Genomic DNA, 20982 nt, shown 5'->3' with positions numbered 1-20982 from the left:
GTCGGGCAGGCATTGGGGGCCAAGGCGATCCTGGTCGCCGGCAACGACCCCGACGAGGCGCGGCTGACCGCGAACTACGCCGCCTTCTGCGAGGCCGCCGCCCCCTACGGCCTGACCGCCGACCTGGAATTCATGCCCTGGACCGACGTTCCGGATCTCGCCAAGGCGATCCGCGTGGTCGGCGCCGCCGCCCGGCCGAACGGCGGCATCCTGGTGGACGCGCTGCATTTCGACCGCTCCGGCAGCCGCGTGGAGGATCTTGCGAAAATCCCGCGGGCGTGGCTGCACTATGTCCAGCTCTGCGACGGCCCGGCGGAGAAGCCGGCCACCACGGAGGGGCTGATCCATGCGGCCCGCGCGGAGCGCCTGTTCCCCGGCGATGGCGGCATCGACCTTGTCGGCATGATGCGCCCGCTGCCGCGCGACCTGCCGGTCAGCCTGGAGATCCCCATGGAGACGCTGTCCCGCGCCATGGGGCCGGAGGAGCGTGTCCGCCGCGCCCTGGACAAGGCCAAGGCGGTGCTCGCCAAGCGGGACGCCACCGGGGAACCTCTCGCGCAGCGGCGCGCGTCGTAAGGTGGAGGACGGATCATGCCGTTGAAGACCTTGCTGGTCCACCTCGACCACGATGACGCGGACGCCCGGCTCGCCATGGCGGTCTCGCTCGCCCGGCAGCACGAGGCCCGGTTGATCGGTCTGTTCGCCGAGCGGGGCGAGGCCCGCAAGGTGGGCATCGTCGCCACCTGGCCTAGCGACTCCTACCGGGAGGCGGCGGCCGCCAGCCGCGCCGCCTTCCTGCGGGCCACCGAAGGGCTGTCCGGGGCGGAGTGGCGCGACGCCGCACGGGGCAGCCCCGCCGAGGTGGTGCGGGCAGTGGCGCAGGCCGCCCACGCCGCCGACCTGATCCTGATGGGACAGGACGAGGGTGCGGGGCAGCACCATGCCTCCGTCCCGCCGGGCATGGCGGAGCAGGTGATCCTGCACGCCGGCACGCCGGCCCTGATCCTGCCCGGCGCCGGCCGGTTCGGGCGGATCGGCCGGCGCCCGCTGATCGCCTGGAAGAACGGCCGGGAAGCGGCGCGCGCCCTGAAGGACGCGCTGCCGCTGATCGCCGGGGCGGAGGAGACGGTCGTCGTGACCTTCGTCGCAAAGCCCGACGATGAGCGGGAGTCCGTGGAGCATGCGCTTCACCACCTTGCCGACCACGGCATCCGGGCGCGGTCGGAATGCCTCGTCGTGGATGGCGTCGGCGTCATGGACATGCTGCTGAACCGCGCCGCCGATCTCGGTTCCGACCTGCTGGTGATGGGCGCGCACAGCCATTACGGCTTCCCGCACATGCTGCGCGGGAACGGCACACGGTACGTCCTGTCGGCCATGACCCTTCCGGTGCTCATGTCCAACTGACCGCGCCGGAGTCTCCGGTCTCCTTATCGGGCGTGAACTGGGGGAGGACGCGACAGCGCCCTCCCTTGTTTTTGCGCCGCAGGGTGGGAGAGGTCCCCCATTCCGTTTGGCCGTCGCCGACCGCCCCGCCTCAGGCCGCGCTTTGCAGGACCAGCAGGCCCGCCCCGGTGTTCGAGATCGGGATGTGGTAGTTGCTGTGGATCTTCGACACGGTCTTGCCCAGCGCGCCGCGCATGATCAGCCACAGGATCAGCTCCGCCCCCTGGGCGCCGGCGAGGCGGACCAGATCGTGGATGGAGTATTTCGCCAGAGCCTCCGGCTCATCGACGATCTTCTCCAGGCACATCAGGTCGAAGTCCTTGTTGATGAAGCCCGCCCGCTCGCCGTCCAGCTGGTGCGACAGCCCGCCGGTGCCGAGCACGACCACCTTCAGGTCCTTGGGGTAGGACGCCACCGCGCGCCCGATGGCCTCGCCCAGCTTCAGGCAGCGCGCCGGGGTCGGCAGCGGGTGCTGCACCGTGTTGACCGCCACCGGGATGGTCCTGACCGGCCGCTGGGTCTGGTCGGGCCACAGCAGGGCCATCGGCACGGTGAAGCCGTGGTCCACCGCCATCTCCTGGCAGGAGCAGATGTCGAACTCGTCGTTCACCAGCGAATTGATGATGTGCCAGGACAGCTCCGGATCGCCGGGGTAGGGCGGCAGCGGGTTCAGGCCCCAGCCCTCGTCCTTGTTCTCGTACTCGAAGGCCGCACCGACGGAAAAGGTCGGCATCTTGTCGAGGAAGAAGTTCAGGCCGTGGTCGTTGTAGACCACGATGGCAACATCCGGCTTGACCTCGGCCAGCCATTCGCGCGCCTTCGGATAGCCGTCGAAGAACGGCTTCCAATAGGGGTCCTCGAACAGCTCGTTGGCAATGGCGTTGCCGATGGCCGGAATGTGGGAGGTGGTGACGCCACCGACGATCTTGCCCATGGTCTCAGTTCCCCGCCGCCTTGAGTTTCGCCTTGAAGTCCTCGACCGTCATGCCGGTCTGCTGCGCGCCGATGTCCTGCACATTCAGGCCGAGCATGCCGACGAACTTGGCGAGGTAGTAGATGTTGCCGCCGGCCGCCAGCAGGGCCAGGGCGTTGCGGTCCCTGATGGCCGTCCTCTGTTCGTCGCTCAGGCCGAACTTGGCGCAGTAGGCCTCCTCGTCGGCCAGGAACTCCTGCCGGGCCGCGGCCTCGTTGAACGAGTAGCACATCTTGTTCAGGGCATAGCCCTTCATCGCCATCCTGCCGTCGAAGATGGTCGTGCCGGGTATCGGTTCCTGTCCTGCTGGCGAAGCCATGGCGTTTCCTCCTTATTGCTTCTCTCTTATTCGGACCAGTAGAGGCGCATCGGGTTGTCGACGAGAAGCGCCTTCTGCTTGGCGGCGTCGGTGGCGATGCGTGGGATGACGTCGACCAGATGCCCGTCGTCGGGCATGTGGGACTTCATGTTCGGGTGCGGCCAGTCGGTGCCCCACAGCACGCGGTCGGTGAAGCGGTCGACCAGCAGGCGGGCGAAGGGCACGACGTCGTCGTAGGTCGGCGGCCCCTGGACGCTCAGCCGCTCGGGGCAGCTCACCTTGCTCCAGATGTTCGGATTGTCGGCCATCAGGCTGACGAATTTCTGGAACTGGGGATGGTCGACGCCCTTGGCGATGTCCGGGCGGCCCATGTGGTCCACGACGATGGTGGCCGGCAACTGGCGCAGGAAGGGCGTCAGGTCGTCCAGGTCCGGCGCCTCGAAATAGACGACGATGTGCCAGCCGAGCTTGGCGATCTTGTCGGCGATGCCGAGGAAGACCTCCTTGGGCGTGGCGTCGACCAGACGCTTCACGAAGTTGAAGCGCACGCCGCGCACGCCGGCCTCGTGCAGGTCGCGCAGTTCGGCCTCGGTGATGGCCGGGCCGACCGAGGCGACACCGCGCGCCAGCCCGCCGGACGCCTTCAGCGCGTCGACCAGGGCACGGTTGTCCTTGCCGTGGCAGGTCGCCTGGACGATGACGTTGCGCGCGAAGCCGAGATGGTCGCGCAGTGCGAACAGCTTCTCCTTCGGCGCGTCGCAGGGGGTGTATTTGCGTTCCGGCGCGTAGGGGAACAGGTCGCCCGGACCGAAGACGTGACAGTGGGCATCCACCGCGCCCGGCGGCGGTACGTAGGCCGGCTTGCTCGGGTCGGGGTGGAAGGGTAGGTAATCGGCGTCCATGGATGGATTCCCTTTGGGCAAGGAGATCATACCGCCGGCGACTGGACACTTCCAGTGTCAGCCGACCGTCAAACCCGGCGGATCAATGCCTTAGCATCGATCGAGAGGGTGATGCGGAGGGCGCATTCGGGCGCTGTCCGCATCAGTCGGCGTAGACGGTGCCGTCGAACAGCTTGCGGGCGGTGCGCAGAAGGGCCGCGCGCGCCACCGATCCGGTCTCGTCCAGGTCGAGGACCACGGTCATCTCGCCGGTCGGGTGCTCGATGCTCAGCGTCTTGGTGCGGCCTTCCGGAACCACGGCAAGCGACGCGGCCGGGGAACCCTCCAGCGCGCAGGCGGTGGCCACGCTGACCGCGCCGAGGACGCCGATGGAGGCGTGGCACCGGTGCGGGATGAAGGTGCGGGTGGAGACGGCTCCGCCATTCGTCGGCGCGCTGACCAGCGTCATCTTCGGCACCGACTTGTCCGTCACGTCGCCCAGCTTCATCATCGGCCCGGCCTTCAGCCGGATGGCCTCCAGCCGCGCCTTCAGCGCCGTGTCGGCGTCGAGATCCTCCCGCGTCTCGTCGCCGCGCACGCCGAGATCCGAGGCGCGCAGCACCACCACCGGCATGCCGTTGTCGATGCAGGTGACCGGAACGCCGTCGATGACGTCCACCGCGTTCCCCGTCGGCAGCAGCGATCCGCAGGAGGAGCCGGCGGTGTCGCGGAACTCGATGGGGATCGGCGCCGCCGTGCCGGGCACGCCGTCGATGCGCGCCTCGCCCTTGTAGGTGACAGCACCGCCCGGCGTCGGCACGCTGGCCACCGCCACCTGGCCGGTGTTCTCCATGAAGATGGTCACCGGCGTCACGCCGTCGGTGGCGGCGACGAGGCCGCGCTCGATGGCGAAGGGACCGACGCCGGCCAGGATGTTGCCGCAGTTCTGGGCGTCGGTGACGACGGCCTTGTCGACGAACACCTGAAGGAACAGGTAGTCCACGTCCACGCCGTCGCGCTCCGACCGGCGCACCACCGCGACCTTGGAGGTCAGGGGATCGGCGCCGCCCAGGCCGTCGATCTGGCGCGGGTCGGGCGAGCCCATCACCCGCAGCAGGAAGGCGTCGCGCGCAGCGGCGTCGGAGGGCAGATCCCCGGCCAGGAAATAGCCGCCCTTGGAGGTTCCGCCGCGCATCCACATGCAGCGGGCCGCGTCAGACATATTTCAGCCCCTTCGCCGCGAGCGTGCCGCGCATGCCATAGATGTCGAGGCCGAGTTCGCCGGCCGCCAGGCGTGCCCGCTTCTCCTCCTCCTTCGACAGCCGGTCCTGCGCCTTCCTCAGCACCTCGGCGGCCTCCTCGCGGCGGACCACGCAGACGCCGTCGTCGTCCGCGACGATCACGTCGCCGGGGTTGATCGACGCACCGGCGCAGACCACCGGCACGTTGACGGAGCCCAGCGTCTCCTTCACCGTGCCCTGGGCGCAGACTGCCTTGGACCAGACCGGGAAGCCCATCTCGGTCAGGGTCTTGACGTCGCGCACGCCGGCGTCGATCACCAGCCCGACGCCGCCGCGCGCTTTGGCGGAGGTCGCCAGCAGATCGCCGAAATAGCCGGCGTCCGACGGAGAGGTGGTGGCGAGCACCAGGACGTCGCCCGGCTTCACCTGCTCGATGGCGACGTGCAGCATCCAGTTGTCGGCCGGCGGGGCCAGGATGGTCACTGCCGACGCCGCGACCTGGGCACCCGAATAGATCGGACGCATGTAGGAGGCCAGCAGGCCCTTGCGGCCCTGCGCTTCGTGCACGGTGGCGACACCGCACTCGGCCAGACCCGCGATCACCGCCGGGTCCGCCCGTTCGATGTTTTGGACGACGATGTTCATCACAGCTCATCCACGGTGCGCGGATAGACGGACTGGAAGCCCTCGGCGTAGCGGGCGTTGCGGCCGCCGGCCTGACCGCCAGAGTTGCGGCGGAAGTGGTTGCCGCGGTTCTGCGCCAGGTTGGTGTAATAATCCCAGAGATGCTCCTGCCCGGCCATGCATTCGATGGCGGCGCGCTTGTTGTCCCACACTTCGGTGATGTCGAGGAAGACGTCCGGCTTCCAGCCCATCTGCTCGGTCTGGTGCGGCTCGAACAGGTAGAGCTGCGGCGCGCCCAGAACCTTCTGTCCGGGGTTGTGCCCCCACGCCTGCGCGATCATCCGGCATTCCATCAGGATCTTGGTCGCGTAGGAATGGTCGGTGTTGTACGGGTCGTAGTGGGAGTGGCTCATCATGAAGGCGGGTTGCACCTTGCGGATCACGTCGACCAGACGGAACTTGGCCTCGCGGTCGATCTCCAGCGGGTAGTCGCCCAGGTCGAAGAACTGGATGTCGTGGGCGTTCAGCGCCTTCGCGGCAGCCTCGGCTTCCTTGCGGCGTTCCGTCTTGACGTGCTCCAGCGTGCAGCCTTCCTGCTTCCACAGCTTGGCGGACTCGCCGCGCTCGCCGTAGGACAGGCAGACGATGGTCACGTCATATCCCTTCTGCTGATGCAGGGCGATGGCGCCGCCGGCGCGCCAGACGAAGTCCGCCGAGTGGGCGCTGAGTACCAGCGCGGTCTTGTTCTGTGCCATGTGCGATCGCTCCCCAGTGTGGCCATTTGAATTCCGTTGGACGCATCATCCGTCCGCGGGAACGGATTTCCAATTTGGAACTCCCTTCCACTCGATTTGTTTTTGCTATAGTGGGTGTGGCCTTGGCGCCTTGAGGCGCCGAATTCGCTGAAAAGGCAGGTCCGGCGCGCGGCATGAAATGGTCATACCAGACGTAACGTCATGCCGTTGGAATGCGGTGATCTTTGTCAGGAAATGCGCAGCTGGCCCGCCATGCGGAAATGTCCGGCCGGCTTGCGCGCCGGTTGTGAGCGGGGCGGCTATTCGGAACAGCGCATCTCCGCTATTCAAAAAACAAATGTCCAACTCGATCATCGAATTTCCTCCACGATATGGGGGGGTGCTACCCAATGTCCGGTGAGAGAATTCGGACGACACGCGGGTCGGAAGCGGCAGCGCGGGATCGGCGCTAAGGTGACGGCGCCGTTCGACCCGCCGGACCGGGAAAGCGCCCGCGAAACCGGAAGAGGCCCCGGAACAGGCATGGAGAGGACGCGATGAAGATCTGTGTGGCGGGCGCGGCCGGCGCCTTTGGCGTGAAGCATCTGGAAGCGGTGGCGGCGATCGACGGCATCGAGGTGGTTTCGGTGGTCGGCGGCGGGCCGGATGACATCGAAGGCTTCGCCAAGGCGCGCGGCATCGCGCACTGGACCAAGGATCTGGCCGAGAGCCTGGAGCGCACGGATGTGGAGGCGGTGATCCTCGCCACGCCGACGCCGGTGCACGCCTCCCAGGCGATCCAGTGCCTGGAAGCGGGCAAGCATGTGCTGGTCGAGATCCCGATGGCCGACACTCTGGCCGACGCGGAGCGGCTGGTGGCGGTGCAGAAGGCCACCGGACTGGTCGCCATGGCCGGGCACACCCGTCGCTTCAACCCCAGCCACCAGTGGATCCACAACCGGATCAGGGCCGGCGAGCTGACGATCCAGCAGATGGACGTGCAGACCTACTTCTTCCGCCGCTCCAACATGAACGCGCTGGGCAAGCCGCGGACCTGGACCGACCATCTGCTGTGGCACCACGCCTGCCACACGGTGGACCTGTTCCAATACCAGACCGGCGAAGTGGCCAGCCATGTGCAGGCGCTCCAGGGGCCGACGCACCCGCAGCTGGGCATCGCCATGGACATGAGCATCGGCATGAAGGTGCCGTCCGGCGCCATCTGCACCCTGTCGCTGTCCTTCAACAACGACGGGCCGCTGGGCACCTTCTTCCGCTACATCTGCGACAACGGCACCTACATCGCCCGCTACGACGACCTGTACGACGGCAAGGACAACAAGATCGACCTCAGCGGCGTCACCGTGTCGAACAACGGCATCGAGCTGATCGACCGCGAGTTCTTCGCCGCCATCCGCGACAAGCGCGAGCCCAACGCCAGCGTCGCCCAGTGCCTGCCCGCCATGCGCACGCTCGACCGCCTGGAAAAGTGCCTCGACGCCTGACGACCCGATGAAAGGAGGTCTGGGATCATGCTGACGCGCAAGCTGGGACCCTTCTCGGTATCGGTGCTGGGGCTGGGATGCATGAGCCTGTCCCACGCCTATGGCGTGCCGCCCGCGCCGGAGACGGCCGGGCGGGTCCTGCTGCGCGCCCTCGACCTCGGCCACACCTTCTTCGACACGGCGGCGCTGTATGGTTTCGGCGTCAACGAAACCCTGCTCGGCGAGGTCCTGTCGCACCGCCGCGACGAGTTCGTGCTGGCCAGCAAATGCGGCCTGTCCCGCGGCCCCGACGGCAAGCGCGAGATCGACGGCCGCCCGGAGGTGTTGAAGGCGACCTGCGAGGAGTCGCTGCGCCGCCTGCGCACCGACGTCATCGACCTCTACTACCTGCACCGCTGGGACAAGCGCATCCCTGTCGAGGAGAGCGTGGGCGCCCTGTCGGACCTGGTCGCCGAGGGCAAGATCCGCGCAATCGGTTTGTCGGAGGTGTCGGCCACGACGCTGCGCAAGGCTTTTTCCGTGCATCCGATCGCAGCGCTGCAAACCGAATATTCCCTGTGGACGCGCAATCCGGAGATCGCCGTTCTGGATGCCTGCCGCGAGCTTGGGGTCACCTTCGTGGCCTTCAGCCCGCTGGCGCGCGGCTACCTGACGGGAACCCTGCGCGACGTCTCCACGCTCGACGCCAAGGACATCCGTCGCGCGATGCCGCGCTTCGAACCGGAGACCTACGCGGCCAACCTGCGGCTGCTCGACGGGCTGGCCGGCATCGCCAGGGAGCAGGGGGGCACGATGGGACAGGTCGCCCTGGCCTGGGTCCTGTCCCGGGGGGAGCATGTCGTCGCCATCCCCGGCACCACCCGGCTCGACCATCTGGAGGAGAATGCGGGGGCGGCGGATCTGGCGCTCGCTACGGACGCCATTGCGCGGCTCGATGCGCTGTTCGCGCCCGCGGCCGTGCACGGCCCGCGCTACAGCGCCGCCACGCAGGCGGAGATCGACACCGAGCAGTTCCCCTGACCGGCCGCCGGAAGCGATCCGAAAGGCCATGAGGGTTAGAGTGTGATCGTTTCAAGCGGTATCGCTTGAAGCGTGAATCACACGGAAAACCAAAAGCTTAGAGGCCGGCCTGAGGCCCCCCGTTCCGGGGCGCCGGCATCACCATCGACCGCCGATCACGCGCGGATGTTCCGGGGACTGCCGGAATGTCCGCGAACAATGCCCTGTTGCCAAGAACAATGCCAATGGGCCAGGGCCACCTGTCAAAAAAGCTGCCCCGAGGAGGAAATCCATGCCCGCAGAGAGAAGCGTCGACATTCAAGCGTTCCTCAACGAGACCCCCTTTTCGAGATACCAATGGCTGGTGTTCTCGCTGTGCTTCTTCATTGTCCTGCTCGATGGATTCGATACGGCCGCCATCGGCTACATCGCCCCGTCGCTGACCGCCGAATGGGGAATCGCCAAGCCGGCGCTGGCGCCGGTCCTGAGCGCGGCGCTGTTCGGTCTGGCCTTCGGCGCCCTGTCCGCCGGCCCTCTGGCCGACCGCCTCGGCCGCAAGACGATTCTGATCGGCTCGGTGCTGATCATCGGCCTCGCCTGTCTGGCCTCCGCCTTCTCGGCCAACCTCGACGAGCTCGTCATGCTGCGCTTCGTCACCGGCCTTGGCCTGGGTGCCGCCATGCCGAACTCCGTCACGCTGATGAGCGAATATTGCCCCGAGGGCCGGCGCGCCATGGTGACCAACGCCATGTTCTGCGGCTTTCCGCTCGGCGCCGCCCTCGGCGGCTTCCTGGCCGCCTGGATGATCCCGCAGTGGGGTTGGCGCAGCGTTCTGGTGCTCGGCGGCATCATGCCGCTGGTGCTGACGGTCCTGCTGTTTCTACTGCTGCCGGAATCGATCCGCTACATGGTCGCCCACAACCATGCGGCGGAGCGCATCCGCACCGTGCTGCGCCGCATTTCCGAAACGGCCGCCGGAGCGACGTCCTTCGTGCTCACCGAGACGGCCCCGGCGACCAAGTCCCGGAACGGCATCGCCGTCGTTCTGTCGCGCCCCTACATCGTCGGTTCGGTGATGCTGTGGATCGCCTACTTCATGGGTCTGGTGATCTTCTACGCGCTGATCAACTGGATGCCGATCCTGTTCAAGGACGCGGGGCTGGAGGCGCGCAACGCCGCCCTGATCTCCGCGCTGTTCCCGCTGGGCGGTGTCGGGGCGATCCTGTCGGGCTGGCTGATGGACCGCTTCAACGCCAACAAGATCATTGCCGTCGGCTTCGTGCTGACCTTCGTCGCCGTCTATGCGGTCGGTCAGGTGGCCGGCAATCTCGGGCTGCTGATGGTGTTCGTCTTCGGTGCCGGTACCATCATGAACACCGCCCAATCGTCCCTGCCGGCGCTGGCGGCCAGCTTCTACCCGACGCACGGGCGCGCCACCGGGGTGGCCTGGATGCTGGGCCTGGGCCGGTTCGGCGGCATCGGCGGTTCCTTCCTGGTCGCCGAGTTGTCGCGCCAGCAGCTGGGCTTCACCGACATCTTCACCATCATCGCCATTCCCGGCCTGGCCGCCGCCCTGGCCCTGATGGTCAAGCAGTTCATCCACCCGGACGGTGAAACGGCCGGCACGGCCAAGAACGTCGAAGTTCTTGGCCATTGACCGGGGCCATTGACCGGGGCCATCGATCGGGTGATTCCGGCGCCTCCTGTCAGGATTGGCCCGGCCGTTCGTAGCCCGGCCGCGGGATCAGGCTCATCAGACCCCGGCCGAATCCGCCGTCGACGATGATCTCCTCGCCGTTCACATAGCCGGAGCGCGGGCTGGCAAGGAAGACAACCGTATCCGCGATGTCTTCCGGCTGGCCGACGCGCCGGCACGGCACCACGGCGCCGCGCTGTTCCAGCACGCCCGGCACGGCGTAGAAATCCTTGCTCAAGGGCGTAACGATCATGCCGGGGCTGACGGTGTTGCTGCGCACCCCCGACGGCCCCCATTCGACCGCCAGCTGGCGCGACAGCATGACCACCCCGGCCTTGCCGGCACTGTAGGCCCCGCTGAACGCCTGGGCGTGGCTGGCCGCGATGGAGGCAACATGGACGATGCTGCCGCCGCCCGAGTCCAGCATCTGTTCCCCGAAGATCTGGGAGCACAGGAAACAGCCGGTCAGGTTGACCGCCAGCAGCGCGTTCCATTCCGCCAGGGCCAGCGACCGCAGCGGGCCGGGGCGCAGCAGGGCGGCGTTGTTGACCAGCACGGCGCAGGGGCCGAAGGCGTCCAGCGACCGCTTCGCGGCGGCGGCGATGCTGTCCGGGTCGGACACGTCGCAGGGCAGCGCCAGCGCGGTGCCGCCCCGTTCGGCCACCAGCCGGGCCGTCTCCGCAAGTTGCGCCTCGTCGCGGTCGAGCACCGCGACGGTGGCTCCGGCCTCCGCCAGCGCCAGCACGACGGCCCGCCCGATGCCGCCGCCGCCGCCGGTGACCGCACACACCTTGCCTTTCAGGCCGAGCCAGTCGTCGGTCATTTCGCCCCCCCGAAGCGCGCAAGCGACGGCAACGACGCGCTGCGCAGGATGCGGTTTTCCTGCGCCACGATCAGGTGCCCGGACGCCTCCAGATAGGCCGGCCAGTCGGGGTCGGCATTGCGTGCGAGGCAGCGCGCCTCCATGTCGGCGAGGCTGTCGTAGCCCCAGACGTGAACCACCTGGTTCAGCGGGCCGATGTCGCTGACATAGAAGCCGAGCGGCGGGCCGAGGTGGCGACGCTGCACCGGCATCGCCAGCCGGTCGAAGACGTCCAGGAACTCCGGAATACGGCGCAACGCGATGGTGTAGGTGCGCAGGTCGATCAGTGGTTTTTGCAGCATGAAGGGGACTCCGTTGAAAACCGCCTGCCCTTCGGGGAGATCGGGCGGCCCTGCCGGTCGAGGTGCGAGCCGGCGGTGAGACCGTCACAGGTCGCTCCGGTCTGGCACTTTTAAGCAGGTGTGGCTTTTCCTCCGGGGGCGCGTCCTGTGCACTCGCAGCAATCGGACGACTGGCAGTTCGCCCCCATTCCTGCGAGAATACGCGGTCCTTGGCGCCGGCCTCCATGGATGGAACCAAGAAACACTGGCACTTTTTTTGTTTGGCAGGCGAAGCATGCCCAGCGTATCCGCCATCGAGCGCTATGCCCTTTATGGAGAGCCCGTGCGCGAGGCCGAGCTGCGCTTCATGCATGTGGAGCGCATCGCCAGGCGCAGCGGCGCCCATCAATGGTCGATCAAGCCCCATGCCCATGCCGACCTGCACCAAATCCTGCTGCTGACCAGCGGGGGCGGCGGCATGCAGGTCGAGGCGGAACAGTTCCACTTCACCGCGCCGGCCCTGATCGTTGTGCCGGCCGGCGTGGTGCATGCCTTCGAGTTCTCGCCCCAGACGAACGGGCCGGTCGTCACCGTTGCCGAAACCTTCGTCACGGATGCTTGCCGGGGCGACGCCGTTGTCGCCGGTCTGCTGAAATCGGTGCTGTGCATGGATTCCATCGCCGATGAACTGGCCGCCCATGCCATTCCCGAAGCGTTCGAGGCCCTGGCCGCCGAATTCACATGGCCGGCCCCCGGCCGCATGCCGATGATCGAGGCGCATCTGGTCCGCATTCTGGTCGGGGCAAGCCGGATCGCGCTGGAACGCCGCCCAGTCGCCCCCCGGAACCCGACCGGCGACACGGTCCTGGTCGAACGGTTCCGCCAGGAGATCGAGCGGACATTCCGCGAGAAGATCCCGCTCGGCGACTATGCCCGTCGGCTCGGCGTCACCGAGAGCCGGCTGTCGACCGCCTGCCGGCGCGTTTGCGGAGAACCGGCGGTGAAGCTGGTCCATCGGCGGCGGCTGGTCGAAGCACAGCGCTATCTTCTCTACACCGGCCATTCGGTGAGCGAGATCGGCTATTATCTCGGATTTCAGGACCCATCCTATTTCTCGCGCTTTTTCATGAAAATGACCGGAGAGGCGCCATCCGACTACCGGAGCCGGAGGGTCGCCGCGACCTGATCCCGCCTCCGTCCATCGCGCATGGAATGGAAAAGCATCGTGCCGGGGTTTCGGCACCGGGCCGGTGCGCCGGTCAGCCACCCCGCGCCGTCGAACACGCTGGCGTGAAGGCTGACGGAACCTCATCGGGTTTTGCTATAGTCGCTCCGACAGCAATGCTGTGGAGCAGAAAAATCCGATGAACGACATCCCCAACATCCGGCATTTGCGGGCCTTCCGGGAGGTGGCGCGGCGCGGCAGCATCAGTCAGGCTGCGGAGCATGTGCACCTGTCCCAACCCGCAATCACTCAGGCGATTGCCAAGCTGGAGGAGGAGGTCGGCGCCCCCCTGTTCGATCGGCGACCGGACGGCATGGCGGTGTCCCCGATGGGGGTGCTGTTCCTGGACCGTGTGGAGCGGGCGTTGGAGTGCCTGCGTACCGGCTCGCGGGAGGCGGTCCGCATCGGAGGGCGCAAGGGCGGCCTGCGCGGCCTTGCGGACTTCGACCAGCTGCTGACGGCGGCGCAGATCCGGGCTTTGGTCGCGGTTGCCGATGCCGGCAACTTCAGCCTGGCGGCGCGCAATGTCGGCATCTCGCAGCCGACCATGCACCGTGCCGCCCGCGATCTGGAACGGTTGTCGGGCATCCCGCTGTTCACCAGGACCGCCGCCGGCATCGCGCTCACCCCGCCGGCCAGGGCGCTGGTCCAGCATGTGAAGCTGGCGATTTCAGAGTTGGAGCAGGGATTCGCGGAGGTGGGCGAGAGCCTGGGCGGCGATACGGCCCGCATCGTCGTGGGCAGCATGCCGCTGTCGCGCCCCTTCATTCTGCCGACCGCGGTCAACGCGCTGGTGCGCGAGCGTCCGGACGTGCAGTTCGACGTGCTCGACGGGCCCTACGACGACCTGCTGCACGGGCTGCGCCATGGCGAGATCGACGTGCTGATCGGTGCGTTGCGCGATCCGCTGCCCATCGACGACGTGGTCCAGGAGCCGTTGTTCGACGATCCGCTGGTCGTGGTCGCACGCGCCTTCCACCCCTTGTCCCGCAAGCCGAAGCTGACGCTGGAGGAACTGGCCGGTTGCCAGTGGGTGATCCCGCGGCGGGGCACGCCGACGCGCGACCGCTTCGAGGCGCTGTTCGCCAACGAACCGCCGCGCGGGCTGGTCGAGACCAGCTCCCAGATCCTGGTGCGTGGCCTGCTGCTGGGCAGCGACCGGCTGACCCTGATTTCCGCACACCAGATCAGGCATGAGCATGAGTTGGGCCTGCTGGTCATCCTTCCGGTGGATCTGGCCAACACCGAGCGTACCATCGGCCTCACCATGCGCCGGGGGTGGCGCCCGACGGCCACGCAGGAGCGCTTTCTCAACCTGCTGCGCGACGCCGGGCAACACGCCGCCTCGCCCGTCTCGCGCCCGTGAAGGCCATTCAAAATGCCGCGCGGATGCTATCCAAAAAATCGATAGGTTGGCCCGTCATTGAATGGCCTCGGCGGACTGCCGGCATGGTAAAGCGAAGTTGCCGTCGCGGTCCGAAGCGGATCGCAGGCCGCTGTGGCCATGCGATGCCGAGGGGAAACGGACCATAGTTCAATTCGACCGGCGCATGGGGGCGGTGATGACGGAACAGGATCGACGCACGGCGAAGGTGGCCTTCATCGGCTTCGGGGAGGCGGCTTCGGCTTTTCTGTCCGGCTGGCGGACCGCCGGCTTGACGGAGGCGGTTGCCGCGTTCGACATCAAGACCGGCTCAGCCGACGAGGCGGTGCGCGCCCGCAAATGGGCCGATTACACGGCGGCCGGTGTGGCCGGCGCCGAGCGGATGGAGGACGCCCTGGCCGGCGCGGCGCTGGTCTTCTCGCTGGTCACCGCCGATCAGGCGCAGACCGCCGCCCGCAGCGCCGCCGCCCATCTCGCCCCAGGCGCCCTGTTCTTCGACGGCAACTCCTGCGCGCCCGGCACCAAGCGGGAGTCGGCGCAGGCCGTCGAGGCGGCCGGCGGCCGTTACGTGGATCTGGCGGTGATGGCGCCGGTGCATCCGAAGCTCCACAAGACGCCCCTGCTGGTCAGCGGTCCACACGCCGCCGATGCCATTGCCGCATTGTCGGGGCTGGAAATGAGCGCCAAGGAAGCCGCGGGGGCGGTCGGCACCGCCTCCTCCATCAAGATGATCCGCAGCGTCATGATGAAGGGGCTGGAGGCCCTGTTTCTGGAATGCGTGCTGGCCGGGCGCAGGGCCGGGGTGGACGCGGTGGTTCTGGACTCCCTGGACGTCACCTATCCCGGCTTCGGCTTCAAGGAGCGCGCCGCCTACATGCAGGAGCGCGTCATGACCCACGGCATCCGCCGCGCCGCCGAGATGCGCGAGGTTGCACGCACCGTCGACGAACTGGGCCTGGGGGGCGGCATGGCCCGCGCCGCCGTGGAGTGGCAGCAGCGCGTCGGCGACCTGAAGCTGGATGCCCGCGCCATCGGCGCGGATGATTACCGGACCCTGGCCGACGCCATTCTGGCGCGGCTCGACCCGTCGGAGCCTTGACCGAAGCGCCGCTTCACCCGGCGCGCGCCTCGCGCCGGAAGGCGGCCGGCGTCTTTCCGGTCAATTTCTTGAAGAAGCGGTTGAAGTAGCCCGGATCCTGGAAGCCCAGCTCATAGGCGATCATCGACACCGGCGCGGCGATGTAGATCAGCCGTCGCTTCGCCTCCAGCAACAGGCGATCCTGCGCCACGTCGAAGGCCGAACGGTCGACCAGATGCCGGCATAGCCGGTTCAGCCGCGATTCCGTGATCCCCAGCGCGTCGGCGTAGCGCGGGATCGACCAGTGCTCGGTAAAGCGCTCTTCCACCAGCGCGCGGAAGCGGGCGAACAGGTCCGTGCGCACGCGCTCCGCCGGGTTGGAGCCGGCCGCCGCCGCGCGCTGGCGTTCCAGCAGCAGCAGGACGCCGCGCAGCAGCCACTCGCACATCGCAGACCGGCCGAATTGCGGCCAGCGGAACTCGGTCATCAGCTGGTCCAGCAGTGCGGAGATGCGCTCCGCCGCCGCCTGTGCGTCGGTGAAATCGATCAGGCAGGGGCTTAGGAACAGGGCCTCGAACAGCGGCCGGCTCTGCGCGCTTGCCCCGTCGAACAGCATTACCTCGGCCACCGTCAGCACATAGCCCTGGCTGCCCGGCCGGAACTGGAAGGAATGCACCACCGCCGGGGGGACGACGATCACGCAGGGTGCGGCGACGTCTGCCATCCGGTCGTCGATCTGCACGCGCGCCCCGCCCTGGAGCAGCGCCACCAGCTGGAACAGTCCGCGATGGGTGTGGGAACCGATGTCCCAGTCATACAGGCGGCTGCGGCTTTCGATGTCCTCGATGTGGATGAACTCGGCGTCGGTGACCCGGGCTTCCTCGCCATAGAGCGTGAACAGCGGCACCGCGCCGCTTTTCCGGGCTTGGGCGCGCGGTCCTGCCGCCCCATCCACCGCCCCATTCGCCCGCTGGTCCATGCCGTCCTCTCCTGCACCTTCATTTGTTGGAAAAGTACAATTTTCCTTCAGCTTCGTCCATTCCGCGGCATGGGCGAACCTGTTTAGGATGCAATTGTTCGCGGCATGAACCGTTCGCGTCAATCAAACCAAAACGCCCAATTGGCCACCCGCTGTTGCGGGTGTCGGAGGAATGCGCCCGATGTTCCGTTTCGATCCATATTCCCCGGCCGTAGATGCCGATCCGTTTCCTTTCTACAAGACCTTGCGGGATGAGTATCCCTGCTTCTGGAGCGAGGAAGCCAACATGTGGGTGCTGTCGCGGTACGACGACATCGTCGCCGCGCTGAATGACTGGGAAACCTATTCTTCGGCCAAGGGCAACCTGATGGACGAGATGCCCAACCGTGCGGGCAACACCCTGGGCACCACCGATCCGCCCCGCCATGACCGCCTGCGCAACATCGTCCAATTCGCCTTCACCAAAAAAGCGGTGGAGGGGCTGGTCGATCCGGTGCGCGCTTCGGCCAAGCGGGCGCTGGACGCCGTGCGTGGCGAGAAGACATTCGACTTCGTCGCCGACTTCTCCAGCAAGGTGACGGTGGACGTGTTGTTCGGCCTGTTCAACCTGCCGCGCGAGAACGAGCGGATGGTCCGTGACAAGGCCGTGCTGATGGTGCAGTCCGATCCCCGCACCCGCCAGAAGGGGCCGGAGCACATCGCCGCCTTCCAGTGGATGGGCGAGTACGCCAGGGAGCTGGTGGAACTGCGCAAGCGCGAGCCCGGGGACGACCTGATCACCGCCCTGATCCAGGCCGAGGTCGCCGGCGAGAAGCTGGCCGACCGCGAAGTGCAGATGACCATCACCACGCTGATCATGGCCGGAATCGAGTCCCTGTCTGGCTTCCTGACCATGTTGGCCCTGAACCTCGCCGATCACGCCGACGCGCGCCGGCGGCTCGCCGCCAACCCGGTGCTGATCCCCGAAGCCATCGAGGAGTCGCTGCGCTACAACACCTCTGCCCAGCGTTTCCGCCGCTGCCTGCAGAAGGACGTGGACCTGCACGGCCAGACGATGCGTGCGGGCGACTTCGTCTGCCTCGCCTACGGGTCCGGCAACCGCGACGAGCGGCGCTTCCCCGCCGCCCACCTCTACGACATCGACCGCAAGCCGAAGGGGCACCTGGGTTTCGGCGGGGGTGTCCACGCCTGTCTCGGCACCGCCTTCGCCCGTCTGGCATCCCGCGTCGCCTTCGAGGAATTCCTGAAGCAGGTGCCGGAGTTCGTCCGCGTGCAGGATCAGTTGCCCTGGATGCCCTCCACCACCTTCCGCAGCCCGACCCGCCTTGAACTGGCGGTGGCCTGAGCTTTCCGAAGACCGCGCGCCGACGCGCAACACGACACAACATGGATATCCAGAGGGAACGCGACCATGGCGAAGGTTACCTTCATCGAGCACGACGGCTTGCAGCAGGTCGTGGATATTCCGGCGGGCTGGACCCTGATGCAGGGCGCGGTGCAGCACGGCGTCGCGGGCATCGAGGGGGAATGCGGCGGTTCCTGCGCCTGCGCCACCTGCCATTGCTATGTGGACGAGGCCCATATCGATGCCCTCCCGCCGCCCAGCGAGACGGAGGAGCAGATGCTGGACTGCACGGCGTCGGAACGCCGGGGCAACAGCCGCCTGTCTTGCCAGATCAGGATGAGCGACGCGCTGGACGGCATCGTGGTGCGCCTGCCGGAGGCGCAGAGCTGATGAGCGACGTGGCGGGAGCGGTCGCAGGGATGGTCGCAGGGATGGTCATTGTCGGGGCGGGGCAGGGCGGGCTGCAGGTCGCCGAATCCCTGCGGGCGGAGGGGTACGACGGCCCCATCACGCTGGTCGGGGACGAGCCTTTTGCCCCCTATCACCGGCCGCCGCTGTCCAAGGCGATGCTGGCCGGCACGATGGAGGAGGCGCAACTCGCCATCCGCGGCGCCGATGTCCTGGAGCGGCAACGCATCGACCTTCTCACCGGCACACGGGTGGTTGCCATTGACCGTCCCGCCCGCCGGGTGCGCCTGGAGGATGGGCGCAGCCTGGACTATCGCGGGTTGGCGCTGGCCACGGGGGCGCGGCTGCGTCCGCTGCCGGTCGCCGGGGGCGAGCTGGATGGCGTGCTCGGCCTGCGTTCGCTGGACGACGCCCGGCGGATCCGCGCGGCTCTGGATGGCGCGGCGCGTGTGGTCGTCATCGGCGGCGGCTACATCGGGCTGGAGGTCGCGGCGGCGGCGCGCAAGCGCGGCCTGGAGGTGACCATCCTGGAAGCGGCGGATCGCCTGCTCGNCCGCTCGGCGACGCCCTTCCTGGCGGCGTTCTACGCCGACCTGCACCGGTCCCACGGGGTGACGCTCGAATTGGGCGCCAAGCTGGCCGGGCTGGACGGGCAGGGGGGCCGCGTGACCGGGGTGCGCACCGCCGACGGGCGCTTGCGTCCGGCCGATCTGGTGGTCGTCGGCATCGGTGTCATTCCGAACACCGCGCTGGCCGAAGGCTGTGGACTGCCCTGCGAGCACGGCATCCTGGTGGACGACTGCGCCCGCACCGGCGATCCGGCCATCGTCGCGGTCGGCGACTGCACGGTCCGGCGCGTCGGCGATTCAGGAGCGTTGCTGCGGCTGGAGTCGGTCCAGAACGCCGTCGAGCAGGGCAAGTCGGCGGCGGCGGCGCTGCTGGGGCGGGACCGTCCCTTCACGGCGCCGCCGTGGTTCTGGTCCGATCAGTACGACGTGAAGCTGCAGATCGTCGGCCTGTCGGCCGGGCACGACCGGATGGTGCTGCGCGGTTCATTGGCGGATGGCCGGTTCTCGGCCTTCTATTTCCGCGACGGCGCCCTGGTCGCCATCGATTCCGTCAACCGCCCGGTGGACCACATGGCCGGCCGCAAGCTGCTGGACCGGAAGGCCGCCCTCACGCCCGAGCAGGCGGCCGACGAGGGCTTTCCGCTGGCCTCCCTGGCACGGTGATCGCCAGATCAGCGGTAAAACCGTACCGAGCGGGCGTGACCAGGGGAGAGCCTGTGCCGGCTCGCTCGAAGGTGGCGACACCGTTACGGTTGCGACGGGTATCGGTCATCGTCCGAAGTCTTGTTCGAATCGGCAATTGGAAAAGCCCGTTCGAGATCCGTCCGGTCGCCGCGTGTCGATGGACTCGATATGACAAGGAAATGCACGTCACTGTCGCTGTCGTTCCGCGCCTGATGACACGCGCCGGGAGGAATTTCGATGCCGGACAGTGCGGCAATCGTGTGATGCACGCCTTCCAGCTCCATGGTCAGTTCACCGGAAAGCACGTAGAAAAACTGGCGGGCCTTGGTGTGGAAATGTCTTTGCTCCGCCGTTGCCGCCGGCATCCTTTCCTGGATGACCATCATGTCCGGCGAAGGGGCGAGCACCCATCCGTCACAGCGGTCGCCCCAGGAATAATGCTCGGCGTTCTCAATGCTGCGTTTCAAGATCATCTCCTGCCAGGATAGCGCCGATCCACTGTTCGGTCAGCGTGCCGGCCCGGGCCAGGGCTTCATCGCCCCGGCGCAGGCGGTCGAGCCGCAAGGCATGGACATCCCGCAGGCCCACCGTCGAGAGAATATAGAGCAGGTAAGGCGTCAGATGGTCCTCCTGGCCGCCGGCGCCGGCATCGAATCCGCCGCCGCAGGCGATCACGACATAGACCGGCCTGTCCCGCAGCAAGCCGATTTTTCCCTCGGGGGTCGTCATGAAGGTCCGATTTGGCCGCACCACATGGTCGATCCACGTCTTGAGCGCGGCGGGAACCGTGAAGTTGTGCATCGGGGTATCGATGACCACGGCATCGGCCTCTTCGAGTTCGGAGATCAGTCTTTCCGAGACCGCCAGCGCAGCCTTGTCCGCGATGTTCCGTTCCCGATCCGCCATGAGGCTGGCGCTCAGGAAGGCCGGCCCCGGATAAGGCAAGGGGTCGGCCGCGAGATCGCGCTCGACGACGTCGAAGGCGCGCTGCCGTCGGAGGGCGGCGACCAGTTGGCCGCCGAACCGCCGGCTGTGGGAATCGGCCCCACGCGCGCTTGCGCTGACATGCAGCAGCCTGCTCATGCCCGATCCTCGTCGAGGTCGATGCTGAAGCGCAACGCCCGCGCAAGCAGCCCGTGGCGGAAGTAGAAGCGGTGGCCGAGCATGTTGGTCAGCGGCGTGTCCAGGACGAGCCGCGTGCAGCCCGACCGGCGCGCCTCGGACTTCAGCCTGTCCATCATCAAGCGGCCCGCACCGGTGCTGCGGGCCTTCTCGTCCGTCACCAGATCGTCGACATAGAAATGGATGCCGTGCATCAGATTGTCCTGAAGGCGGAATCCCGCGAGGGCGGTGGGGCCGTCGGCTTGCCACAAGGCCAGGAGCCTGTAGCCCGCCGCGGTCTGGCGCCGCCAACGCGAGACGAACTCCTCCTTCGAGGAGAGGTGGGGGCGGAGCTGCCGCATGAGCGGGAAGCAGGCCGCCACCTCCTCATCGGTTTCGATCGCGCGGATGTCGGTCGAAGATTGCGGAGAGGTGCTCACAGGGCGCTCCTCCAGTCTGCCGACCACTGCAAGTCCCGCTTGGCCTTCTCGCTGCTCACCGCCCCGTCGTCCTCGGCGAAATTGTAGATGCCCCGGACCCCATGCGCGAGAACCAGGAGCGCCGCCTTGGCTGCCGCGTCGACATGCAGCGGGCCCCGCGCCGGCGGGGGTGTCGGATCCGGTTCCCGGGCCGTAGAGGCGCCCATAG

At 67.6% G+C, this 20982-nt stretch carries 24 protein-coding genes; 11 read left to right on the top strand and 13 right to left on the bottom strand.

Annotated features, from left to right (window positions below):
- The coding region (locus tag I71_RS32165) for a sugar phosphate isomerase/epimerase (protein WP_042703909.1) at positions 1 to 576 on the top strand (576 nt) is incomplete at its 5' end.
- 15 nt (positions 577 to 591) lie between these two features.
- Positions 592 to 1407, top strand: a complete 816-nt coding sequence (locus tag I71_RS32160) for a universal stress protein (protein ID WP_049976445.1) — start codon at positions 592 to 594, stop codon at positions 1405 to 1407.
- Between the two features lie 130 nt (positions 1408 to 1537).
- On the opposite strand, the gene I71_RS32155 is transcribed toward I71_RS32160, so the two are convergent.
- The 6 genes from I71_RS32155 to I71_RS32130 form a co-directional block, all read right to left on the bottom strand.
- A complete protein-coding gene (locus I71_RS32155; protein WP_042703898.1) occupies positions 1538 to 2380 on the bottom strand; it encodes a class III extradiol dioxygenase family protein in 843 nt (280 codons plus the stop codon).
- Between the two features lie 4 nt (positions 2381 to 2384).
- Entirely contained in the window at positions 2385 to 2738 is a 354-nt protein-coding gene (locus I71_RS32150; protein WP_042703896.1) for a protocatechuate 4,5-dioxygenase subunit alpha, read from the bottom strand.
- Positions 2739 to 2764: 26 nt separating this feature from the next.
- Positions 2765 to 3640: an amidohydrolase family protein gene (locus tag I71_RS32145; RefSeq protein WP_042703894.1), complete on the bottom strand. Its 876-nt coding sequence runs from the start codon at positions 3638 to 3640 to the stop codon at positions 2765 to 2767.
- Between the two features lie 142 nt (positions 3641 to 3782).
- Positions 3783 to 4841 carry a 4-oxalomesaconate tautomerase gene (locus tag I71_RS32140; RefSeq protein ID WP_042703892.1) on the bottom strand — a complete coding sequence of 353 codons (1059 nt, stop codon included), beginning with the start codon at positions 4839 to 4841 and terminating at the stop codon, positions 3783 to 3785.
- On the bottom strand, positions 4834 to 5505 hold the full coding sequence (locus tag I71_RS32135; protein WP_042703890.1) for a 4-carboxy-4-hydroxy-2-oxoadipate aldolase/oxaloacetate decarboxylase: 672 nt from the start codon (positions 5503 to 5505) through the stop codon (positions 4834 to 4836). Before I71_RS32135 ends, I71_RS32140 begins: the two co-directional genes overlap by 8 nt.
- On the bottom strand, positions 5505 to 6239 hold the full coding sequence (locus tag I71_RS32130) for a PIG-L deacetylase family protein (protein ID WP_042703888.1): 735 nt from the start codon (positions 6237 to 6239) through the stop codon (positions 5505 to 5507). Before I71_RS32130 ends, I71_RS32135 begins: the two co-directional genes overlap by 1 nt.
- Positions 6240 to 6775: 536 nt before the next feature.
- Here I71_RS32130 and I71_RS32125 point away from each other — a divergent pair.
- From I71_RS32125 to I71_RS32115, 3 genes are all read left to right on the top strand, one after another.
- Entirely contained in the window at positions 6776 to 7723 is a 948-nt protein-coding gene (locus I71_RS32125) for a Gfo/Idh/MocA family oxidoreductase (RefSeq protein WP_042703887.1), read from the top strand.
- A 27-nt stretch (positions 7724 to 7750) separates the two neighbouring features.
- Positions 7751 to 8743 (top strand): aldo/keto reductase, encoded by a 993-nt coding sequence (locus I71_RS32120; RefSeq protein ID WP_042703885.1) that lies wholly within the window; start codon positions 7751 to 7753, stop codon positions 8741 to 8743.
- A gap of 271 nt (positions 8744 to 9014) precedes the next feature.
- The gene (locus I71_RS32115; protein WP_042703883.1) at positions 9015 to 10379 is read left to right on the top strand and encodes an MFS transporter; all 1365 of its coding nucleotides are present in this window, start codon (positions 9015 to 9017) and stop codon (positions 10377 to 10379) included.
- 49 nt (positions 10380 to 10428) lie between these two features.
- Here the strand turns inward: I71_RS32115 and I71_RS32110 are convergent, their stop codons facing one another.
- On the bottom strand, positions 10429 to 11241 hold the full coding sequence (locus tag I71_RS32110; protein WP_042703881.1) for an SDR family NAD(P)-dependent oxidoreductase: 813 nt from the start codon (positions 11239 to 11241) through the stop codon (positions 10429 to 10431).
- The gene (locus tag I71_RS32105) at positions 11238 to 11582 is read right to left on the bottom strand and encodes an NIPSNAP family protein (protein WP_085940817.1); all 345 of its coding nucleotides are present in this window, start codon (positions 11580 to 11582) and stop codon (positions 11238 to 11240) included. The genes I71_RS32110 and I71_RS32105 overlap by 4 nt, the downstream gene beginning before the upstream one ends.
- A 274-nt stretch (positions 11583 to 11856) precedes the next feature.
- Between I71_RS32105 and I71_RS32100 the strand changes: the two genes are divergently transcribed.
- The 3 genes from I71_RS32100 (at position 11857) to I71_RS32090 (ending at position 15269) form a co-directional block, all read left to right on the top strand.
- Positions 11857 to 12747 carry a helix-turn-helix domain-containing protein gene (locus I71_RS32100; RefSeq protein WP_042703879.1) on the top strand — a complete coding sequence of 297 codons (891 nt, stop codon included), beginning with the start codon at positions 11857 to 11859 and terminating at the stop codon, positions 12745 to 12747.
- Positions 12748 to 12925: 178 nt separating this feature from the next.
- Positions 12926 to 14152: a LysR family transcriptional regulator gene (locus tag I71_RS32095; RefSeq protein WP_042703877.1), complete on the top strand. Its 1227-nt coding sequence runs from the start codon at positions 12926 to 12928 to the stop codon at positions 14150 to 14152.
- Between the two features lie 196 nt (positions 14153 to 14348).
- The gene (locus I71_RS32090; RefSeq protein WP_042703903.1) at positions 14349 to 15269 is read left to right on the top strand and encodes an NAD(P)-dependent oxidoreductase; all 921 of its coding nucleotides are present in this window, start codon (positions 14349 to 14351) and stop codon (positions 15267 to 15269) included.
- A 13-nt stretch (positions 15270 to 15282) separates the two neighbouring features.
- On the opposite strand, the gene I71_RS32085 is transcribed toward I71_RS32090, so the two are convergent.
- The gene (locus tag I71_RS32085; protein ID WP_042703874.1) at positions 15283 to 16227 is read right to left on the bottom strand and encodes a helix-turn-helix domain-containing protein; all 945 of its coding nucleotides are present in this window, start codon (positions 16225 to 16227) and stop codon (positions 15283 to 15285) included.
- Between the two features lie 181 nt (positions 16228 to 16408).
- Here I71_RS32085 and I71_RS32080 point away from each other — a divergent pair, with 181 nt between their 5' ends.
- The 3 genes from I71_RS32080 (at position 16409) to I71_RS32070 (ending at position 19212) form a co-directional block, all read left to right on the top strand.
- Positions 16409 to 17572 carry a cytochrome P450 gene (locus tag I71_RS32080; RefSeq protein WP_042703872.1) on the top strand — a complete coding sequence of 388 codons (1164 nt, stop codon included), beginning with the start codon at positions 16409 to 16411 and terminating at the stop codon, positions 17570 to 17572.
- A 66-nt stretch (positions 17573 to 17638) separates the two neighbouring features.
- Positions 17639 to 17962 (top strand): 2Fe-2S iron-sulfur cluster-binding protein, encoded by a 324-nt coding sequence (locus I71_RS32075; protein WP_042703871.1) that lies wholly within the window; start codon positions 17639 to 17641, stop codon positions 17960 to 17962.
- The gene (locus tag I71_RS32070; RefSeq protein WP_244434188.1) at positions 17962 to 19212 is read left to right on the top strand and encodes an NAD(P)/FAD-dependent oxidoreductase; all 1251 of its coding nucleotides are present in this window, start codon (positions 17962 to 17964) and stop codon (positions 19210 to 19212) included. The genes I71_RS32075 and I71_RS32070 overlap by 1 nt, the downstream gene beginning before the upstream one ends.
- Positions 19213 to 19295: 83 nt before the next feature.
- On the opposite strand, the gene I71_RS32065 is transcribed toward I71_RS32070, so the two are convergent.
- The 4 genes from I71_RS32065 to I71_RS39265 form a co-directional block, all read right to left on the bottom strand.
- Positions 19296 to 19700 carry a cupin domain-containing protein gene (locus tag I71_RS32065; protein WP_199902310.1) on the bottom strand — a complete coding sequence of 135 codons (405 nt, stop codon included), beginning with the start codon at positions 19698 to 19700 and terminating at the stop codon, positions 19296 to 19298.
- On the bottom strand, positions 19684 to 20316 hold the full coding sequence (locus I71_RS32060; protein ID WP_042703868.1) for an FMN-dependent NADH-azoreductase: 633 nt from the start codon (positions 20314 to 20316) through the stop codon (positions 19684 to 19686). The genes I71_RS32065 and I71_RS32060 overlap by 17 nt, the downstream gene beginning before the upstream one ends.
- Complete coding sequence (locus tag I71_RS32055) at positions 20313 to 20774, bottom strand: GNAT family N-acetyltransferase (protein WP_042703866.1); 462 nt, start codon at positions 20772 to 20774, stop codon at positions 20313 to 20315. Before I71_RS32055 ends, I71_RS32060 begins: the two co-directional genes overlap by 4 nt.
- Positions 20771 to 20982, bottom strand: a 212-nt coding sequence (locus I71_RS39265) for a hypothetical protein (RefSeq protein ID WP_042703864.1), incomplete at its 5' end; no start/stop codon positions are given. The genes I71_RS32055 and I71_RS39265, both read right to left, overlap by 4 nt.

The organism is Azospirillum sp. B506, from assembly GCF_000333595.1.
Classification (GTDB): Bacteria; Pseudomonadota; Alphaproteobacteria; order Azospirillales; family Azospirillaceae; genus Azospirillum.
This window is presented reverse-complemented; position numbering and strand designations above follow the sequence as displayed.

What these genes read in the sequence shown, in the direction of transcription:
- I71_RS32155 (WP_042703898.1), bottom strand. Translation starts at nt 2,380, where the DNA reads ATGGGCAAGATCGTCGGTGGCGTCACCACCTCCCACATTCCGGCCATC.
- I71_RS32135 (WP_042703890.1), bottom strand. Translation starts at nt 5,505, where the DNA reads ATGAACATCGTCGTCCAAAACATCGAACGGGCGGACCCGGCGGTGATC.
- I71_RS32080 (WP_042703872.1), top strand. Translation starts at nt 16,409, where the DNA reads ATGTTCCGTTTCGATCCATATTCCCCGGCCGTAGATGCCGATCCGTTT.
- I71_RS32075 (WP_042703871.1), top strand. Translation starts at nt 17,639, where the DNA reads ATGGCGAAGGTTACCTTCATCGAGCACGACGGCTTGCAGCAGGTCGTG.
- I71_RS32125 (WP_042703887.1), top strand. Translation starts at nt 6,776, where the DNA reads ATGAAGATCTGTGTGGCGGGCGCGGCCGGCGCCTTTGGCGTGAAGCAT.
- I71_RS32120 (WP_042703885.1), top strand. Translation starts at nt 7,751, where the DNA reads ATGCTGACGCGCAAGCTGGGACCCTTCTCGGTATCGGTGCTGGGGCTG.
- I71_RS32090 (WP_042703903.1), top strand. Translation starts at nt 14,349, where the DNA reads ATGACGGAACAGGATCGACGCACGGCGAAGGTGGCCTTCATCGGCTTC.
- I71_RS32100 (WP_042703879.1), top strand. Translation starts at nt 11,857, where the DNA reads ATGCCCAGCGTATCCGCCATCGAGCGCTATGCCCTTTATGGAGAGCCC.
- I71_RS32150 (WP_042703896.1), bottom strand. Translation starts at nt 2,738, where the DNA reads ATGGCTTCGCCAGCAGGACAGGAACCGATACCCGGCACGACCATCTTC.
- I71_RS32085 (WP_042703874.1), bottom strand. Translation starts at nt 16,227, where the DNA reads ATGGACCAGCGGGCGAATGGGGCGGTGGATGGGGCGGCAGGACCGCGC.
- I71_RS32095 (WP_042703877.1), top strand. Translation starts at nt 12,926, where the DNA reads ATGAACGACATCCCCAACATCCGGCATTTGCGGGCCTTCCGGGAGGTG.
- I71_RS32160 (WP_049976445.1), top strand. Translation starts at nt 592, where the DNA reads ATGCCGTTGAAGACCTTGCTGGTCCACCTCGACCACGATGACGCGGAC.
- I71_RS32140 (WP_042703892.1), bottom strand. Translation starts at nt 4,841, where the DNA reads ATGTCTGACGCGGCCCGCTGCATGTGGATGCGCGGCGGAACCTCCAAG.
- I71_RS32115 (WP_042703883.1), top strand. Translation starts at nt 9,015, where the DNA reads ATGCCCGCAGAGAGAAGCGTCGACATTCAAGCGTTCCTCAACGAGACC.
- I71_RS32060 (WP_042703868.1), bottom strand. Translation starts at nt 20,316, where the DNA reads ATGAGCAGGCTGCTGCATGTCAGCGCAAGCGCGCGTGGGGCCGATTCC.
- I71_RS32105 (WP_085940817.1), bottom strand. Translation starts at nt 11,582, where the DNA reads ATGCTGCAAAAACCACTGATCGACCTGCGCACCTACACCATCGCGTTG.
- I71_RS32145 (WP_042703894.1), bottom strand. Translation starts at nt 3,640, where the DNA reads ATGGACGCCGATTACCTACCCTTCCACCCCGACCCGAGCAAGCCGGCC.
- I71_RS32130 (WP_042703888.1), bottom strand. Translation starts at nt 6,239, where the DNA reads ATGGCACAGAACAAGACCGCGCTGGTACTCAGCGCCCACTCGGCGGAC.
- I71_RS32110 (WP_042703881.1), bottom strand. Translation starts at nt 11,241, where the DNA reads ATGACCGACGACTGGCTCGGCCTGAAAGGCAAGGTGTGTGCGGTCACC.